This is a genomic window from Sphaerisporangium sp. NPDC005288 (assembly GCF_040607475.1).
GTDB lineage: Bacteria > Actinomycetota > Actinomycetes > Streptosporangiales > Streptosporangiaceae > Sphaerisporangium > Sphaerisporangium rhizosphaerae.
In genome coordinates, this window is record NZ_JBEXGT010000071.1 from 1 (window position 1) to 16,803 (window position 16,803).

Here is a 16,803-nt window from a genome sequence, read left to right on the forward strand (position 1 = left end):
GGTATAGGACTAGACTATCTTAGTGTGCGGTTTTCAGTCGTTTGGTCTCCGTCCCGGCGGGGGGGGGGGCGCCGGGCCCGCTTCGCCGTCCGTGGAGATCGGTCTGTGGAGATCGGTACGTGGAGGTCGGTACGTCGAGGTCAGTACGCCGAGACGTAGGTGACCATCGAGGCGCTCTCCACCGGCCTGCCGCCCTCGTAGCAGGCGACGTCGCGCACCGTCACCTCGTTGCCGTAGGTCGCCCAGCGCGCGAGGAGGTTGCAGAAGGCGGGCCCTCGCCCGTACGCGGTGACCTGGACGTCGTCGGGGAGCACGCCGACCTTGTGGAAGGTCACCAGGCGCAGCCCGAACCCGGCGGTCTGGATCTCGTTGAAGGACCCCACCGAGTTGAAGGTGACACCGGCCGGCACCGGCGTGTACGGACCGGGGTTGGCCGGGTCGTTGTCGAAGGTGTAGGCGAAGTTCCTGGGCGGGATCGCCCCGCCGGTGACGGCGCGTTCGTTGTGGTAGGTCAGCGTCCAGCCGGTGTTGAGCGGGGCGTCCACCGCGTCGAAGCAGCGCACCGAGATCTTCTGCCCGCTCGACGACGGCGACCACGTGCTCACCTTGCAGTGGGCCGGCACGCTGGAGTCGACCGCGGTCACCTGGATGTTCCCCGAGGCGCGCGCGGGGCCGAGGCCGTTCAACATGACCGTCCACACGCCCGGCGACAGCGACGGCACGACGGTGTTGGCGCTGCCCGTGGAGTTGTAGGAGGCGGCGAGGCCCGAGCCGTCCCAGTACAGATAGCCCAGCGCCGCCGGCGACGGCAGGGGCCCGGTGCTGGAGGCGTAGGTGATGGCGAACGGCGTGAACACCGGCCTGCCGCCGTAGGTGTAGCACCGCACCGCTACGATCTCGTCGGTGCCCACCGCCCCGTACTTCTCGATCTGGCACCACACGGCGGTCTGGCCCATCGCGGTGACGTGGGCGACGCCGGGATCGACGCGGGAGGGGGAGACGCCGATGCCGGGGAACCGCACGAACACCTCGCCGATCACACCGGGACTGACCGTGACGGTCGACCCGGCGGACCAGCTTCCCGCCTGGTGGGTCGGATCGGGGATTCCCGAGGTGGTGTCCACGAAGGCGAAACCCCACTTGTCGGGGACCGCGGCCTGCGCGCCGGTGGCCGCCGCGGTGAGCCCGCCCGTGAGCATGGCGGTGAGCATGGCGGTGATGCACAGTAATCGAGCGAGAACCTTCCGTGGTCGACGCATGTCGTCCTCCGTTCACTCCAGAGCCGGCGGATCAAGAACGCGGCGCCGGCGGCCCCGGCGCGGGTGATCGGAACGGCGCGTGGAAATCACACCGTGTCCAGCGCTCTTGATAACCCGGCCGCCCCTCGTTGAGAAGACCCAACATCGGTGGTGGCGAGGCCCGTCTCGGGGTAGGGGGACATCGGCCGGTCCTTGCCGGAGGCGACCGGCCGACCGAAAACCGGCGAGGCCGCCGGGGTGGGTTCAGGGTCGTCTCCGCCTGGAGGCGGACCACGAGTTCGACCTGCGGATGAGGCAGGTGGCGGAGCATCGCCCCTATTCTGGACACGGATACGGGGTCGGACAGGGGGTAGAAGTGGCCGTGACCGACGACAGGCGCGGCGACGCCACGAAGAACGCCCGCCGTGAAGGTTTCAAGGGCCGGCTGGACGACGTGCGCTCCACCCGCACCGGCCGCCTCACGTTGAAGATCGTCGTCGGTGTGGTGGGGGCCGCGCTGGTGATCGGCGGCCTGCTGCTTGTGCCGCTGCCGGGCCCGGGGTGGCTGATCGTCTTCGCCGGCCTGGCCGTGCTCGCCACCGAGTTCGAGTGGGCCCACCGGCTGCTGCAGTTCGCCAAGCGCACCCTGGAGAGCTGGACCGACTGGCTCAAACGGCAGAACTGGCCGGTCCGCATCCTGGTCGGCGCCGTGACGCTCGCGACCGCCGCCGTCATCGTCTGGGCCATGCTCAAACTCAGCCTCGGCATCGACCTGATCCAACAGGCCCGCCAGTTCGTCACCTGACCCCTGCTCCATCGCGCCGGGGGCGTCGCCCTGTGCCGGATTGTCACCGGGGTGAGAACCCGACCTATGAGAAATGCGTACAGAAGCATAGGAACGCGGTGAAATTGGAGTAACGTCCGCATCTGGAGATCTTGCCCGGACCCGAGGGGTGAAGGTGAGCGCTGTCCAGAGACGGGACCCGGTCCTCGCTCCGTCGAGGAGCCGCGCGTCGACCAGGAGCCTTGCTCCGTCGCGAGGACCTGCTGTGCCCATAAGGTGCGCTTCGTCCAGGAGACCTGCCTCGTCGGAAGGGCCGCCTTGTCGAAGGGGCCCGCTTTCCGGGGACGCCCGGCTCGCGGGAGAAGGCCGGCTCGTCCAGGAGAACAGGTGAGCACCGCCCAGAGACGCGGGTGAGCGCCTTCGCCGCCCCGGCGCCGCCGCGGATGCCCGGCGCGTTCGCCGACGTCATCCGCGACCATCTCCCCGAACTGGCCGAGGAGATGCTGGGTGAGATCCAGGCCAGCGTGCCCGAGTACTCCCGGCCCGGCGACCAGACCTACGTCTCGGCCGTGCGGCGCGCGGTGGAGGAGGCCCTGCGGCTGTTCCTCGCCAGGGGCTCCGGCGACGGCTCCGGCCCGGGCCGGGTGGCCGAGGTCTTCCGCGCGATCGGCAAGGGCGAGGCGAACGAGGGCCGGCCGCTGGACTCCCTCCAGGCGGCCCTGCGCATCTGCGCCCGCGTGGCATGGCGCCGCCTGGCGCTGTCGTCGGAGACGCCGAGTTTGTCGCGCGAGGGGCTGTGCGCGGCCGGCGAGGCGATTCTGGTCTACCTGGACGAGATCGCGGCGGCGGCCGCCGAGGGGTACGCGCAGGCGCAGATCAGGGTCGCCGGAGAACTGGAGCTGCGCCGGCGGCGCCTGCTCGACCTGCTGGTCTCCGACCCTCCGGCCGACCCGCGCGCCGTCGACGATCTGGCCAGGGCGGTGGGCTGGCCGGTGCCCAGGACCGTCACCGGGGTCGCCCTGGCCCCCAGGGCGGCGGGCCACGGACATCGACCGGCGGCTCCCGCGGGACCCGACGGCGTCGGGGCCGTGGCGGGGGCGATCGGGGGGCTGCCGGTGAGGCCCGCGCTGCCGCCCGACGTGCTTTTCGATCTCGACCGATCCGACCCGTTCCTCCTCGTGCCGGACCCCGATGGGCCGGGCCGCACCGCCATGCTGGACGGCGGCCTGCGGGACTGGACGGTCGTCATCGGCCCGCCGGTGCCGGTGCGGGAGGCGGCGCAGTCGCTGCGGCTGGCCCGCGAGGCGCTGGACCTGGTGCGCCGCGGCGTGCTGCCGTCCGGCCGGGTGGTCCGCTGCGCCGACCACCTGGCCACCCTGATCATCCTCAAGGACGAGGCACTGGTCAGGGTCATGCGCCGCACGCGGCTGGCCCCGCTCCGCGCGCTGCGCCCGGCCCAGCGCGACCGCGTCGCCGAGACGCTGCTGGCGTGGCTGCAGTGCGGCCACAACGCCAACGAGGTGGCGGCCCGCCTGCACGTGCACCCGCAGACCGTGCGCTACCGCCTGCGGCAGGCCACCGAACTCTTCAGCGACCAGCTCACCTCTCCCGACGACCGTTTCGAGCTGGAAATAGCGTTGCGCGCCCGGGCCCTGGCCGCGCCGTCCACATCGCAAGCCATGCGCTGAGACCCGGGGAGAACGCGGCGGAAAAACGCGTCCGGGGCATGTGGTGAGTTCTTCTCGGCCTGCCCGATACGCGGTTTTGTCATCCACGTGACAGCCTGACGGGTGCGTTTCATCGCCACGGACAAGTCGTCCGGACCCTTTTCGATTTACTTTTCTGCCATTCACCCGAAACGCCCGCTCAATGGGTGGGAAGGCGGGAAAGTCATGCGTTTTCGAGCCGTCCTCTCGGTGCTGGCCGGCGCGGTGCTGATCACCTCAGCCCTCACCGGCACCGCGCGGGCCGAGACCTCGCCGCAGGGGGCGAACGACTGGGCCTGCCGGCCGGCCTCGGCCCATCCGCGCCCGGTGGTCCTGGTCCACGGCACTTTCGCGAACATGGCCGTCAACTGGCCGGCGATCTCGCCGGTGCTCAGGCGGGCCGGGTACTGCGTCTTCGCGCTGGACTACGGCGGCACGCCGGGGGCGCTCATCCAGGGCACCGGCGACATCGCCCGCTCCGCGCAGCAGCTCTCGGCCTTCGTCGACCGCGTGCTCGCGGCCACCGGGGCGCAGCGGGTCGACATCGTGGGGCACTCCCAGGGCGGCATGATGCCGCGCCACTACCTGAAGTTCCTCGGGGGAGCGGCCAAGGTGCGCAAGCTGGTCGGCATCGCGCCGTCCAACCACGGCACCACACTCAGCGGTCTGGTGACGCTGGGCAACCTGCTCGGCCTGACCGGGCCGATCACCGACGCCTGCCCCGCGTGCGGTCAGCAGATGGCCGGCTCGGCGTTCCTGGCGGCCCTGAACTCCGGCGGCGAGACCGTTTCCGGTGTGGAGTACGCCGTGATCGCCACGCGCTACGACGAGGTGGTCACGCCCTACGGTTCGGGCTACCTCAGCGGCCCGGGCGTGCGCAACGTGCTGTTGCAGGAGGTCTGCCCGCTGGACTTCAGCGCCCATCTCGGCGTCATCCTCGACCCCGTGGTGCAGCGGCTGGTGCTGGACGAGCTCGGGGCGCCGCGCGGGCGGATCAACTGCCTCAACCCCCTCGGCTGAGGCACCTCAAGTCCGGTCTCGCCGAGCGCGGCGAGGCCGGGCTACGGATACAGACCGGGCTACAGATGCAGGCCGGGCTACAGATACAGGCCGGTGCCCTGCTCGGACTGCTGGGTGGCGATGGCGTGCAGGTCGCGCTCGCGCATGACCAGGTAGACCTGGCCGTGGACCTCGACCTCGTATTGGTCCTCGGCGTTGAACAGCACCTTGTCGCCCACCTTCACCAGGCGGGCGCTCGCGCCGACGCCGCACACCTCGCCCCAGATGAGGCGGTTGGCCATCTTGACGGTGGCCGGGATGACGATGCCCGCCGAGCTTCGGCGCTCCTCGGACTCCGGCTCGACCTTGACCATGACGCGATCATGGAGCATCTGGATCTCGAACTTCGGGTCAGCCACATCTGAAGCTTATTCGGCCCGGGCGTGAACGGTGACCCACAGTGCGGACCGACTCCAGAGAGCGCTCTCCCTCCGGTGATCGGTAAGGTGACCGCAGGAGGCACCATGAACCAGGATTTCAGCGGCTGGCAGTGGACCAACGAGCCCGCGAAGTGGTCGGCGGACCCGGCGGACGGCGTACTGCGGGTGACCGCGGACGCCCGCACCGACCTGTGGCGGGTCACGCACTACGGGTACAGCTATGACACCGGCCACGTCTTCGGCACGCCCGTCGCCGGGGACGTTCGCGTCGTCACCACGTTCGCCGCCGACTACGCCGAGCAGTACGACCAGGCGGGCGCCGCGCTGCGCGTCGACGAGGAGAACTGGGTCAAGGCGGGCGTCGAGTATGTTGACGGGCGCCTCCACGTCGGCGCCGTGGTGACCAGGGGATTCTCCGACTGGTCGGTCACGCCGCTGGACGGCCCCGTCGAGGCGGTGACGGTCGAGTTGGTCCGCGAGGGCGACACCGTGATCGTGCGGTACGGCGTCGACGGCGGCGAGCCCACCATCCTGCTGCGCCTGGCGTACTTCCCGCCGGGCGTCCCCGCGCTGGCGGGCGTCATGTGCGCCGCGCCCGAGGGCCAGGGCTTCGAGACCCGCTTCACCTCGGTGTCCGTCGCCTGAGACCTCGGGGCCCATCTGCCGGTGAGGTCCGCTCCGTGCCTGGACAGCGGCCGTAACCCGGATTTAACCCGGTTTGTTCGGTCTTTCATGGCCAACCTGCCCAAGTGTCAGCCCGTACCATGTATATCGTGGTCTTCTGTGATGGCTTGGGAGTGACCGCCGGGTTTGCCGGATGAGTCACCGTGTGCGGCCCGTCGGGGCGCCCGTGCCGGGCCGTCGGCGAGGGGAGGTGGCACCGTGACGGACGAGGCCCCGCGCTTGCGGGCGATCCTGGACACCACGGTGCCGAACCAGGCCCGCATCGCCAACTACTTCCTCGGCGGCAAGGACAACTTCGCCGCCGACCGGGAGGCCGCGGAGCAGATCCTGGCGGTCGCGCCGGAGATCCGCGTCATGGCGCGCGAGAGCCAGGCCTTTCACGCCCGCACGGTGCGGTACATGGTGGAGCAGGGCGTCACCCAGTTCCTCAACATCGGCGCCGGCATCCCGTCCGAGAACAACACTCACCAGATCGCCCGCTCGCTGGCCCCCGAGGCGCGGGTCGTGTACGTCTCCAACGACCCCGTGGTGCTCTCGCACTCCCGCGCGCTGCTGGCCACCGACGCGAAGACCGGGGTGGTGGAGGGCGACATCATGCACCCCGCCGAGCTCATGGCCGACGCCGGGCTGCGACGGGTGATCGACGTCTCGCGGCCGGTGGGCATCGTGGTGCTGAGCTCGCTGCAGTTCATCCCCGACGAGGACGACCCGTACAAGCGGGTGGCCGAGCTGCGGGACCTGCTCGCGGCGGGCAGTCATCTGATGATCGTGCACGCGGTGTTCGACTCCCGGCCCGAGGTGGCGCCGCCGATCGTGGACGTCTACCGGCGGGTCTTCGGCCGCATCGAGGACGCCTCACGCAGGCGCGCCGAGGTCATGGGCTTCTTCGATGGGTTCGAGATGGTCGAGCCGGGTCTGGTGTACATCCGCGCCTGGCGCCCTGACAACCCGCTGAACGTCCACAATCCGGACAAGGCGTGGCTGGTCGGCGGCGTCGGCAGGAAACCGGCCCCCTGACCCTGGCCCCGGACGCACCGGTAGGGGATGGACGTCCCGAACAGTGATCGATCAGCGGCCGGCCGGTGATCGACCGCACGGACGCGGTCCCTTACTGTGAGGTGCGTTTCCATGGTGAAAGGTCCGTGATTTGAGGTTCGCCCCCTTTGCTCGTCTGTCCCGTCCGCTCCGATGGGGGGCACGCTTCCTCACCGCCGTCCTGGTGCTCGCCCTCGTCCTGGCCGGCGCGGGCCTGTGGACGGTGCGGCGATCCTTCCCCCAGGTCGACGGCGAGCTGCGGCTTCCCGGCCTGAGCGCGCGCGTCACGGTCGTCCGCGACGCCCACGGCATCCCGCAGATCTACGCGAACACCCCGCGCGATCTGTTCATGGCCCAGGGATACGTCCACGCGCAGGACCGGTTCTGGGAGATGGACTTCCGGCGCAAGACCACCGCCGGCCGGCTGTCGGAGCTGTTCGGCCCCTCCACGCTGGAGGTGGACAAGGTGGTGCGCACCCTCGGCTGGCGGCGCACGGCCGAGCGGGAGCTGCCGCTGCTCGACCCGCGCACCCGCCAGGCGCTCGCCGACTACGCGGACGGGGTGAACGCCTGGATGCGGGCGAGCGACGGCTTCGCCGCCAGGAGCCTGGAATACGCCGTGCTCAAGCTCACCAACGGCTCCTACGCCCCCGAGCCGTGGAGCCCCGCGGACTCGCTCGCCTGGCTGAAGGCGATGGCCTGGGATCTGCGCTCCAACATGGACGACGAGCTGGAGCGGGCCCTGGACGCCTCCGTCCTCCCCGTCGAGCGGGTGGACCAGCTCTTCCCCGGCTATCCCTTCGACCGGCACCAGCCCATCGTCACCACGGGCGCCGTCCACGACGGCCGCTTCACCACCGCCCCGGCGGGCACGCCCGGCGGGAAGGCCGGCTCCACAGCGGCGGGGCGGTCGGCGAAGCCCGTGTCGGCCCCGGCGCGGGTGCTGGCCGACGTGGCGCGCACGCTGCGGGCCGTGCCCTCCCCGCTCGGGACCGGCGGCGCCGACCGCGCCGGCATCGGCTCCAACTCCTGGGTCGTGGGCGGCGCGCACACCGGCACCGGCAAGCCGCTGCTGGCCAACGACCCGCACCTCGGGCCGCGCATCCCCTCCATCTGGTACCAGGCCGGCCTGCACTGCCGGGTGAAGTCGGCCGCGTGCCCCTACGACGTCGTCGGGTACACCTTCTCGGGCATGCCCGGGGTCGTCATCGGCCACAACGACCGGGTCGCCTGGGGGTTCACCAACCTCGGCCCCGACGTCACCGATCTGTACCTGGAGCGCACCAAGGGCGACACCTACCAGGCGGGGGACTCCTGGCGGCCCATGGAGACCCGCACCGAGGAGATCAAGGTCGCCGGGCGCCCCGCCGAGCGGCTGACCGTCCGGTCCACCCGGCACGGCCCGATCATCTCCGGGGTGCTCGGCGGCGCCACGAACGCCCTGCCAGGGGCCGCCGCCAGGGCCGAGGAGGGGGCGCCCGCCGGCGGCCGGCCGGGGAAGGACGGCAGACTCGCGGCCGCCGGGCACGACCTGGAGATCGCCCTGAGATGGACCGCCCTGGACCCTGGACGCACGGCCGACGCCCTGCTGCTGCTGGACACCGCGACCGACTTCGCGCACTTCCGCACGGCCGCGTCCTTCTTCGAGGCCCCCGCCCAGAACATGATCTACGCCGACGTCGACGGCAACATCGGCTACCAGGCGCCCGGGCGCATCCCCGTCCGGGAGGCGGGCGACGGCCGGTGGCCCGCGCGGGGCTGGACCGGCAAGGAGGAGTGGAAGGGGTTCATCCCCTTCGAGGAGCTTCCCATGGCCTACAACCCGCCCGAGGGCTTCATCGCCACCGCCAACAACGCCGCGACCGGCCCCTCCTACAGCCGCTTCCTCACCTCCGACTGGTCCTACGGCTACCGTTCGCAGCGCATCATCGAACGCATCAGGCAGGCGACGGCCAAGGGAAAGATCACCTCGGCCGCCATGGCGGACATCCAGATGGACTCGGCCAACGGCCTGGCGCCCGTCCTGGTGCCGCACCTGCTGCGGGCCGGCGCGAAGGTGCCCGAGGCCCGGGAACTGCTCGCGGGATGGGACTTCTCCCAAGGCCGCGACTCCGCGCCCGCCGCCTACTTCAACGCCGTCTGGCGCCACCTGCTCCAGCGCACCTTCGACGACGACCTGCCGGAGGGCGGCCGGCCCGGCGGCGGCGACCGCTGGTACGAGGTCGTGCGCCCCCTGCTCGACCGTCCCGGCGACCCGTGGTGGGACGACGTGCGGACCAAGGACAGGACCGAGACGCGGGACGACATGCTCGTGGCCGCCATGGGCGACGCCGCCGGGGAGCTTCGCGCCAAGCTGGGCGACTCACCCCGCGACTGGCGGTGGGGCGACCTGCACACCCTGGAGCTGACCAACGAGACGTTCGGCACCTCCGGCATCGGTCCCGTCGAGTGGCTGTTCAACCGGGGGCCGCTGCGGCTCGGCGGCGGCAAGGACGCCGTCGACGCCACGGGTTGGAACGCCACCACGGGCTACCAGGTGGACTGGGTGCCGTCCATGCGGATGGTCGTCGACCTGGCCGACCTGGACCGCTCGCGCTGGTCGAACCTCACCGGCGCCTCCGGGCACGCCTTCCACCGCGACTACGACGACCAGGCGCAGCTGTGGGCCGACGGCGCCACCACTCCCATGCGCCAGACCGAACGCGCCGTCCGCGCGGACGCCGCCGACACCCTCACCCTGACGCCCTGAGACCCCGGCGGATCAGCCGCCCTGGACGCGGACGCGGATGCGCCGGCAGGTGGCGCAGCGCTGGGTGACCACGTGGCCGATCGCCTCGACGGTGATCCACTGATGGCGCAGGTGGATCTGCGAGGTGAGACCGGCCAGGACGCGGGCCACGCCCGCGCCGAGGCCGGGGGAGCCCTCCGTCTCAGGATGCTCGCTCGCCTGGCGGGGCGCCGAGCCGTCGAGGTGCCGCGATGTCCGGGCGGGTGAGCCTTCGTGCTGCACTGAGGACATGTCCTCGCCCCTCACGTAGGGCCGTCGGTGCACGGCGCGGCGCGCCGCCGTCCGGGCGGACTCTGCCCATGGATCGCGACCTCATGCATGACAGGGAAAAGTACCAGGCCAGGCGCCGCCTTCGGCTGAGGCGGCCCTGCGACCCGCCGTCAGCCGCTGGTGACCGAGGAGATCTCGGCCAGCGGGAACTCCAGGTAGTCGCCGGCCTCCTCGCACCAGGCGTCCAGCACCCCGCGTCGCAGCTCGCCGTGGCTGATCGTCGCGGTGAGGCCGTCGGACAGGGTGATGAGCGCGCGCACGCCCCGGTCGACGACGAAGCCGAGCAGGGACTGCTGGGCGGTCGGCAGCCGGGTGGCCAGGCGGCCGATGACGGCCCACGTCTGGCCGGTGTGCCGTTCCTCCGCGAGAGCGCCCGCCAGCCGCCGGGCGTGCTCGCGCGGGTCGGGCGGCGGCTCGGCCAGATGCACGTGCGGCTCCTCCAGCTCGGCCACCCGGCCGCCGGGCAGCAGGATGAGCCGCCCGCCCTGCGGCTCGCGCCTGACCGCGATCTCGCCGCTGTCGTCCACGGGAACCGGCGCGTACCCGGCGTCGCGCAGGGCGGCGAGCGTGCGCGCGGCCGGGGCGGCGCCGGCCAGGACGGTCGGGGCCAGCAGCCGCAGGCCGAGCCGGGCCAGGCGGCGGTGGCCGGCGATCTCGGCGAGCAGCGCCGGGTCGGAGCCCTGGATGATGCAGCCGACGGTGGTGACGGTGACCTCGCCGTACCGCCGGGCGACGTCCCTGACGAGGTAGGTGAGCGGCTGGGGGAGGGTGCCCGCCGCGCTGAGCTCCTCAAGGAGGGAGTCGGCGGTGTACCCGGCGTCCAGGGCCCGCCGTACGCTCGCGGGGCTGAATCGCCACACCGACGCGGCGCCCTGCGACTCGCGGTCGGCGGCGCGGTCGAGCAGGCCCGACAGCTCGGCGGCGGGCGGGCCGGTGACGACGGCGGTCAGGTCGGCGCCGAACAGGGCGGTGCGCTGCGCGCCCGCCAGCGCGTGGACCGAGGACTCGACGAGCCCGGGGGCCCGCTCGACCGCGGGGACGGTCTCGTCCTGCTCGTCCCCGGCCGAGGCCGAGCCGATCGCGGCCAGGGCCCGTCCGAGGGCGGTGAGGGTGTCGGAGGCGACCAGGCCGAGCAGGCGGGCCTCCGCCAGGACGGCCGGGCAGCACTCGGCCAGCAGGTCGCGGTCGAGGAGTGGCGCCCGCCAGTGCACGGCCTGCACCAGTTCGGGCATGCTCGCGAAGGCCGCGTCGGGCGGGAGGGTGGCCAGCGTGGCCAGCACTGCCCAGCGGATGCGCGCCACCGTCTCACCGGAGGGGTCGTCGCAGAGCACGGTCGGGTATTTGCCGGCGGTGCGCCGCAGGGATGAGCGCTCCATGCGCCACCACGCCGCCAGGAGGGCGCGCAGCCGCGTGGGGGCGTCCTCCAGCCGCCAGGCGTCGAACCGCTTGGTCGGCACCAGGCCGCCCGCCGGCTCGTCCAGGGCGAGCAGCCGGGCGACGGCGCAGGCCTCCAGCAGCAGCCGGGACTCCTCCTCGGTGCAGCCGGTCTCCTTCACGACCCGGCGCACCTCGCGGACCCCGACGCCGCCGCCCTTGAGCAGCGGCAGCGGGGTCTTGTCGGTGTTCTCCAGCAGCGCGGCGGCCCGGTCGACGGCGTGCGGGGCGGCCAGGCACATCTGGTGGTCGACGGCCTCAGGGTCCACCGGGACCGTGCCGAGCTGCGGCGGCTCGGGGGTGAAGGGCGCGTGGTAGTCGGGGCCGCGCAGAGCGAGGGCGACCTCGCGGGGCATCTCGGCGATGTCCCACTGGGTGCGGTAGAGCAGGCCGTGGTCGGCGGCCCACTGCTCGGGGGAGCCCGGGGCGACGAAGCGGTTGCCGTCCACCCCGCGCACCGGCCCGTCCCAGGCGAACTCGTCCAGCAGGCTGACGGTGCCGTCCGGGGCTTCGCGCAGCAGGGCCGACAACCGGTCGGCGTCGGACAGCACGCCGGTGATGCGGGTGATCAGCTGGCGCTTGCCGCCCTGCGAGGCCAGGCCGAGGCCGCGGCTCATGCGGCGCAGCCCGTCGGTGTTGAGCGTCCAGGAGTCCAGGTAGGACAGAAGGGGGTCGCCGAGCCCGCAGGGGGCCGTCCACCAGCGGGCGACGGCCCCGGCGAGGTGCAGGCGGCCGTCGGGGCCCGGCCATGCGAGGGCGTGGTCGAACAGGTCGTCCAGCCAGGGGAGCACCTCGGCGGTGGTGACGCCGAGGAAGCGGGCCAGCTCCTCGGCGTTGGCGCGCTCGCCGATGACCAGGCAGGCCTGCAGGATCTCGAGGGGAGGCAGGGGAAGGCCGCGCATGACCTCCATCACCGCGAAGGTGTCGTTCAGACGCCGGGCGAGGGTGTCCAGGCGGCGGGGCCAGGGCGCGGCGATCGCGTCCGGGCGGTTGGCCAGCAGGCGCGCGAGCCGGTCTTCATCGAGGGTCGTCAACCAGCCGAGCAGGTGATCATCCATCACAGCTCTTTCAAAGGTCTCGCGGGAGTCACCAAGAAGCAACCGTAATGCAGAGCACCCGCTTGACGGATCGACCTTGCGGAATACACCCCCGAATCCTTGACGCGTTTCCCACGGCGCGGGACGGTGCGCCGGCCATGGCGGTGGAGGGGACCGGGCCGCGTCGCCGGCGTCCGGCGCCGCTCACCTGCTCAGGAGAGCCCCGCGACCTCGATCAGCTCTTCAGGACGGCCCACACGACCTTGCCGTAGGGCAGCAGGGGGTTCCACCCCCAGCGCAGGCTCATCGACTCGACGATGTGCAGGCCCATGCCGCCGACCTCCAGCGGCGAGGGGTCGCGCATCACGGGGGCCGCCGACCCCGGGTCGGCGAAGACGCAGCCGACCAGGGAGCCCATGCGGATCATCGACATGCGGATGGGCTCGCAGACGCTGTGGCGCGGTTCGCACGGGCCGGGCATGAGGCCGTGCCGCAGCGCGTTGGTCGCCAGCTCCGACACCACGAGCTCCATGTCCTGCACCAGGTCGCGCATGCGCCAGCCGATCAGGCTGCCGGCCGCGAAGCTGCGCGCGGAGTGGACGGACTCCGGGCGGGGAGGCAGCACGAACGTGGCACTCGACGTGCCCGCCTCCGGGGGAGCGAGATCGCGCGCGGGATGAGGCCACCAGCCGATGGGAGGCCACCAGTCGAATGCCGACCACTGGTTCGGCCCACGTGTCAGGTCCGTGGAGTGCACGAGATCATGATGGGCCAAACTCATGTGCAGGTGCAAGAGCGAATGCACGTGCAGAGGAGGCGTGCAACCGCTACGGTTGCCCTTGGGAGTGAAACCGAAGGGGGACCTCACGCGCGATCTTTGACAGACTGTGAACCAGTCCACAACCGGAGGAAAGCACGTGTCCATCGATCCGCCTGGCTCGGGCTCAACGGTTCGGCGCATCATGCTGGGCGCCAGCCTACGCAGGCTGCGTGAGGAGCGCGGGCTAACGCGCGAGGTCGCGGGATTCCACATCCGCGCCTCCGAGTCCAAGATCAGCCGCATGGAGCTTGGACGGGTGGGGTTCAAGACGCGTGACGTCGAGGATCTGCTCACGCTCTATGGCGTCAACGACGACGCCGACCGCCGTGGGCTGCTCGAGATGGTCCGCGAGGCGAACACCCCTGGATGGTGGCACAAGTACAGCGACCTGCTCCCCGCATGGTTCTCGACGTACGTCGGGCTCGAGGAGGCGGCGTCGGTGATCCGCACCTACGAGGTGCAGTTCATTCCGGGGCTGCTCCAGACGGCCGCGTACGCCCGGACGGTGATCAGGCTCGGGTACCCGGATGTGTCCGACGACGAGATCGAACGCCGTGTGCATCTGCGCTTGCACCGGCAGGAGCGTCTCCTGCGCAACGACGGACCGAAACTCTGGGCCGTCATCGACGAGGCCGCGCTGCGGCGGCCCATCGGTGGCAAAGAGATCATGTACGAGCAGTTGCAGCACCTGATGGCCGTCGCCAGCCTGCCGGCCATCACTTTGCAGGTGATGCCGTTCCAGTTCGGTATGCACGCGGCCGAGGGTGGAGCGTTCACCATCCTGCGTTTTCCGGAGTCCGACCTATCGGACGTGGTCTACGTCGAGCAGCTGTGGGGTGCCCTTTATCTGGACAAGCGTGAGGACATCGATCCGTACCTCACGGCCATGGAACAGCTGTGCATCGAGAGCACAACGCCCGGGGGCACTGCCGAGATACTCGGCGACATACTCAGAGAGATCTAGATGAACCAGCCATACAACGGAATGCCGGCCACGAGCCTCACCGGCGTCGCGTGGCGCAAGAGTGTTCACAGCAACTCGCAGGGCAACTGCGTCGAGCTTGCGAAACTCCCCGACGGGGGCGTCGCCGTCCGCAACTCCCGATTCCCGGACGGCCCGGCCCTGATCTACACCGCTGACGAGATCCGGGCCCTGGTGCTCGGCGTCAAGGACGGCGAGTTCGACAATCTGGTCGCGTAACACCCTGTTCACATATCGCGCGTCCGGTTAACCGGAGAGCGCTGATCGCGTAACCGGGGTCGTCCATCGGCCCGGCACACTGGTCCCGTCCGCTTCTTCGTGAAGTTCGTGGGGGCCCGTGATGCTGGATCAGATGACTCTCTACCCCGTAGCCGATGATGTGCTGTTCGCGCCGGGGGGCCGCGTCGTGATCCGTACGTACGGCGTCGCGTCCGCGGCCTCCACCGAGGACGGCAGCCGCCCGGTCTCCTACCGCACCTGGGTCACCGGGGTCAGGGACCAGCCGAGATACTGGCGCTGGGGCCACTTCGAAGACGCCCGCCACGGCCACCGCAAGGTCCTTGAGTGGCTGACCGGCCGAGGCCCGCAGCCCAAGCCCGTCACCTCCTTCTGACCGGCCCCTGCCCCGCTCCGTCCGGCCCGCCCTCCCGCCCCGCCGCCGTGCCCCTCAGGAGGGGGCGGTGAGGTAGCGCTGGACCGTGGGGGCGAGCCAGGCGACGATCTCGTCGCGCGTCATCTCCACGACCGGCGGCAGGCACAACACGTAGCGGCACAACGCCATGCCCAGCACCTGGGTGGCGACCAGACCGGCCCGCCGCGCGGCGTCGGCGGGGCCGGCCGCGGGCGCGGCGACCGTCGGCCCGAGCTGCCCGGCGAAGATCACCCGCAGCCGGCCGGCCGCCTCCGCGTTGGTCACGCTCGTGCGCAGCAGCACCATCAGGGCCTCGTCGGCCTCCCAGCGTTCCAGGAAATGGGCCACCAGCGTGGCGCCGAGCCGGTCGCGGGGGATCGCCGTGAGATCGGGGAGCCGGAGGTCGAAGTCCGCGGCCGCGGCGAAGAGCCTCTCCTTGCTGCCGAAGTAGCGCATCACCATCGACGGGTCGATGGCGGCGTCGGCGGCGATGGCGCGGATGGTGGCGCGCTCGTACCCGTCGGCCGCGAAGCGCTCGCGCGCGGCCGCCAGGATCGCGGCCTTGGTGTCCTCGGACGATCTCCTCATGTCAACAAGTGTAGGCCAACACCTGTTGACATGACGATCCCGGCGACGCAGACTTATGCCAACGGTTGTTGTCCAACAAGCGTTGACACAGGAGGTCGCCATGTTCTCCCCAGCCGCCACAGACGTACTGGTCGTCGGCGCGGGCCCGACCGGGCTCACCACCGCCCTCGGCCTGGTCCATCAGGGACGCTCGGTCACCGTGGTCGACGCGCGCGCCGCGGCGGACACCACCACCCGCGCCGCCGTCGTGCACGCCCGCACCCTCGAGGTGCTGGAGCCCTACGGCGTGGCCGGCCGGCTCGTCGCGCGCGGCCTGCCGGTGCCCCGTTTCACCGTCCGCGACCGGGACCGCGTGCTGGTGCCGGTGCCCTTCGGCGGCCTGCCCACCCCCTACCCCTACACCCTGATGATCTCCCAGGAGGTCACCGAGGCCGTGCTGCTGGAACGGCTCACCGAACTCGGCGGCCAAGTCCTGCGCCCTTCCACGCTCTCGGCGTTCGAACAGCACGCCTCAGGGGTGACCGCCACCTTCACGACCGGCGAGACCGTCCGCGCGCGGTACCTGGTGGGCGCCGACGGCATGCACAGCACCGTGCGCGAGCAGGCGGGCATCGGGTTCACCGGCGGCGCCTACGCCGAGTCCTTCAGCCTCGCCGACGTGCGCCTGTCCGGCGGAGGGGTGCCGGACGACGAGGTGATCCTCTACTTCTCGCCCGCCGGGCTGGTCGTCGTGGCCCCGCTCCCCGGCGGCGTCCACCGCATCGTGGCGACCGTACAGGAGGCGCCCAAGGAACCGGACGCCGCGTTCGTCCAGGACCTGCTCGACACGCGGGGGCCGCGGGCACGGCGGGCGATCGTCCGCGAGGTGCTGTGGGGGTCGCGGTTCCACGTCCAGCACCGGATCGCCGACACCTACCGGGCCGGGCGCGTCCTGCTCGCCGGGGACGCCGCGCACGTCCACAGCCCGGCCGGCGGCCAGGGCATGAACACCGGCATCGCCGACGCGGCGGCCCTGGCCCGCACCCTGGACGAGGTCCTCGCCGGAGGATCGCCCGACCTGCTGGACGCCTACGGCGCGACGCGCAGGCCGGTGGCCGAGCAGGTCGTCTCCCTCGCCGACCGCCTGACCCGCCTCGCCACGGCGGACCGCCGCCTCACGCCGCTGCGTAACCTGGCACTCCGGCTGTTCACCCTGCACCCCGCGGTGCGCCGCGACCTGGCCTGGCGCCTGTCCGGCCTCCGCTACCGCTGATCTCCGCACCGCCCGCCGACCGCGCCTGACCAGGCGACCGCTCACCGCGTGCCCGCTCCAAGGTGGCGAGCCCGGGAGAGCCGGTCGATCGGCGACCTTCACGGGCGGGCCGGCC

General features: G+C 71.7%; 16 protein-coding genes. 10 read left to right on the top strand and 6 right to left on the bottom strand.

The window, feature by feature from the left end; genetic code table 11:
* Positions 1-140: 140 nt before the first annotated feature.
* Positions 141-1,259 (bottom strand): hypothetical protein, encoded by a 1,119-nt coding sequence (locus ABZU32_RS38625; protein ID WP_354931166.1) that lies wholly within the window; start codon positions 1,257-1,259, stop codon positions 141-143.
* Between the two features lie 361 nt (positions 1,260-1,620).
* Here ABZU32_RS38625 and ABZU32_RS38630 point away from each other — a divergent pair, with 361 nt between their 5' ends.
* The 3 genes from ABZU32_RS38630 to ABZU32_RS38640 all read left to right on the top strand — a co-directional run bounded on the left by ABZU32_RS38630 (position 1,621) and on the right by ABZU32_RS38640 (position 4,748).
* A complete protein-coding gene (locus ABZU32_RS38630; protein ID WP_354931169.1) occupies positions 1,621-2,043 on the top strand; it encodes a TIGR02611 family protein in 423 nt (140 codons plus the stop codon).
* 389 nt (positions 2,044-2,432) lie between these two features.
* Positions 2,433-3,710: a helix-turn-helix domain-containing protein gene (locus ABZU32_RS38635; protein ID WP_354931171.1), complete on the top strand. Its 1,278-nt coding sequence runs from the start codon at positions 2,433-2,435 to the stop codon at positions 3,708-3,710.
* Between the two features lie 204 nt (positions 3,711-3,914).
* Complete coding sequence (locus ABZU32_RS38640; protein ID WP_354931174.1) at positions 3,915-4,748, top strand: alpha/beta fold hydrolase; 834 nt, start codon at positions 3,915-3,917, stop codon at positions 4,746-4,748.
* 77 nt (positions 4,749-4,825) lie between these two features.
* On the opposite strand, the gene ABZU32_RS38645 is transcribed toward ABZU32_RS38640, so the two are convergent.
* Positions 4,826-5,146 (bottom strand): co-chaperone GroES, encoded by a 321-nt coding sequence (locus tag ABZU32_RS38645; protein ID WP_354843831.1) that lies wholly within the window; start codon positions 5,144-5,146, stop codon positions 4,826-4,828.
* 105 nt (positions 5,147-5,251) lie between these two features.
* Here ABZU32_RS38645 and ABZU32_RS38650 point away from each other — a divergent pair, with 105 nt between their 5' ends.
* The 3 genes from ABZU32_RS38650 (at position 5,252) to ABZU32_RS38660 (ending at position 9,635) form a co-directional block, all read left to right on the top strand.
* Positions 5,252-5,812, top strand: a complete 561-nt coding sequence (locus ABZU32_RS38650) for a DUF1349 domain-containing protein (protein WP_354931177.1) — start codon at positions 5,252-5,254, stop codon at positions 5,810-5,812.
* 237 nt (positions 5,813-6,049) lie between these two features.
* Complete coding sequence (locus ABZU32_RS38655) at positions 6,050-6,868, top strand: SAM-dependent methyltransferase (protein WP_354931179.1); 819 nt, start codon at positions 6,050-6,052, stop codon at positions 6,866-6,868.
* A gap of 130 nt (positions 6,869-6,998) precedes the next feature.
* Entirely contained in the window at positions 6,999-9,635 is a 2,637-nt protein-coding gene (locus ABZU32_RS38660; RefSeq protein ID WP_354931182.1) for a penicillin acylase family protein, read from the top strand.
* A 12-nt stretch (positions 9,636-9,647) separates the two neighbouring features.
* Here ABZU32_RS38660 and ABZU32_RS38665 read toward each other — a convergent pair whose 3' ends face one another.
* From ABZU32_RS38665 to ABZU32_RS38675, 3 genes are all read right to left on the bottom strand, one after another.
* Positions 9,648-9,905, bottom strand: coding sequence for a hypothetical protein (locus ABZU32_RS38665; RefSeq protein WP_354931185.1), 258 nt, complete (start codon positions 9,903-9,905; stop codon positions 9,648-9,650).
* A 149-nt stretch (positions 9,906-10,054) separates the two neighbouring features.
* Entirely contained in the window at positions 10,055-12,436 is a 2,382-nt protein-coding gene (locus ABZU32_RS38670; RefSeq protein ID WP_354931187.1) for a helicase-associated domain-containing protein, read from the bottom strand.
* 214 nt (positions 12,437-12,650) lie between these two features.
* On the bottom strand, positions 12,651-13,172 hold the full coding sequence (locus ABZU32_RS38675) for an ATP-binding protein (RefSeq protein ID WP_354843813.1): 522 nt from the start codon (positions 13,170-13,172) through the stop codon (positions 12,651-12,653).
* A 205-nt stretch (positions 13,173-13,377) separates the two neighbouring features.
* Between ABZU32_RS38675 and ABZU32_RS38680 the strand changes: the two genes are divergently transcribed.
* The 3 genes from ABZU32_RS38680 to ABZU32_RS38690 all read left to right on the top strand — a co-directional run bounded on the left by ABZU32_RS38680 (position 13,378) and on the right by ABZU32_RS38690 (position 14,830).
* Positions 13,378-14,199 carry a helix-turn-helix transcriptional regulator gene (locus ABZU32_RS38680; protein WP_354843887.1) on the top strand — a complete coding sequence of 274 codons (822 nt, stop codon included), beginning with the start codon at positions 13,378-13,380 and terminating at the stop codon, positions 14,197-14,199.
* On the top strand, positions 14,200-14,436 hold the full coding sequence (locus ABZU32_RS38685; protein WP_248959591.1) for a DUF397 domain-containing protein: 237 nt from the start codon (positions 14,200-14,202) through the stop codon (positions 14,434-14,436).
* Between the two features lie 133 nt (positions 14,437-14,569).
* On the top strand, positions 14,570-14,830 hold the full coding sequence (locus tag ABZU32_RS38690) for a hypothetical protein (protein ID WP_354843809.1): 261 nt from the start codon (positions 14,570-14,572) through the stop codon (positions 14,828-14,830).
* A gap of 54 nt (positions 14,831-14,884) precedes the next feature.
* On the opposite strand, the gene ABZU32_RS38695 is transcribed toward ABZU32_RS38690, so the two are convergent.
* Complete coding sequence (locus ABZU32_RS38695) at positions 14,885-15,436, bottom strand: TetR family transcriptional regulator (RefSeq protein WP_354931190.1); 552 nt, start codon at positions 15,434-15,436, stop codon at positions 14,885-14,887.
* A 100-nt stretch (positions 15,437-15,536) separates the two neighbouring features.
* Between ABZU32_RS38695 and ABZU32_RS38700 the strand changes: the two genes are divergently transcribed.
* A complete protein-coding gene (locus ABZU32_RS38700) occupies positions 15,537-16,688 on the top strand; it encodes an FAD-dependent oxidoreductase (RefSeq protein WP_354931192.1) in 1,152 nt (383 codons plus the stop codon).
* Positions 16,689-16,803: the final 115 nt, after the last annotated feature.

Bases quoted from the DNA above. Each gene is read 5' to 3' on its own strand.
- ABZU32_RS38640 (WP_354931174.1), top strand. From the start codon at position 3,915: ATGCGTTTTCGAGCCGTCCTCTCGGTGCTGGCCGGCGCGGTGCTGATC.
- ABZU32_RS38685 (WP_248959591.1), top strand. From the start codon at position 14,200: ATGAACCAGCCATACAACGGAATGCCGGCCACGAGCCTCACCGGCGTC.
- ABZU32_RS38665 (WP_354931185.1), bottom strand. From the start codon at position 9,905: ATGTCCTCAGTGCAGCACGAAGGCTCACCCGCCCGGACATCGCGGCAC.
- ABZU32_RS38625 (WP_354931166.1), bottom strand. From the start codon at position 1,259: ATGCGTCGACCACGGAAGGTTCTCGCTCGATTACTGTGCATCACCGCC.
- ABZU32_RS38650 (WP_354931177.1), top strand. From the start codon at position 5,252: ATGAACCAGGATTTCAGCGGCTGGCAGTGGACCAACGAGCCCGCGAAG.
- ABZU32_RS38700 (WP_354931192.1), top strand. From the start codon at position 15,537: ATGTTCTCCCCAGCCGCCACAGACGTACTGGTCGTCGGCGCGGGCCCG.
- ABZU32_RS38695 (WP_354931190.1), bottom strand. From the start codon at position 15,436: ATGAGGAGATCGTCCGAGGACACCAAGGCCGCGATCCTGGCGGCCGCG.
- ABZU32_RS38680 (WP_354843887.1), top strand. From the start codon at position 13,378: ATGCTGGGCGCCAGCCTACGCAGGCTGCGTGAGGAGCGCGGGCTAACG.
- ABZU32_RS38670 (WP_354931187.1), bottom strand. From the start codon at position 12,436: ATGGATGATCACCTGCTCGGCTGGTTGACGACCCTCGATGAAGACCGG.
- ABZU32_RS38690 (WP_354843809.1), top strand. From the start codon at position 14,570: ATGACTCTCTACCCCGTAGCCGATGATGTGCTGTTCGCGCCGGGGGGC.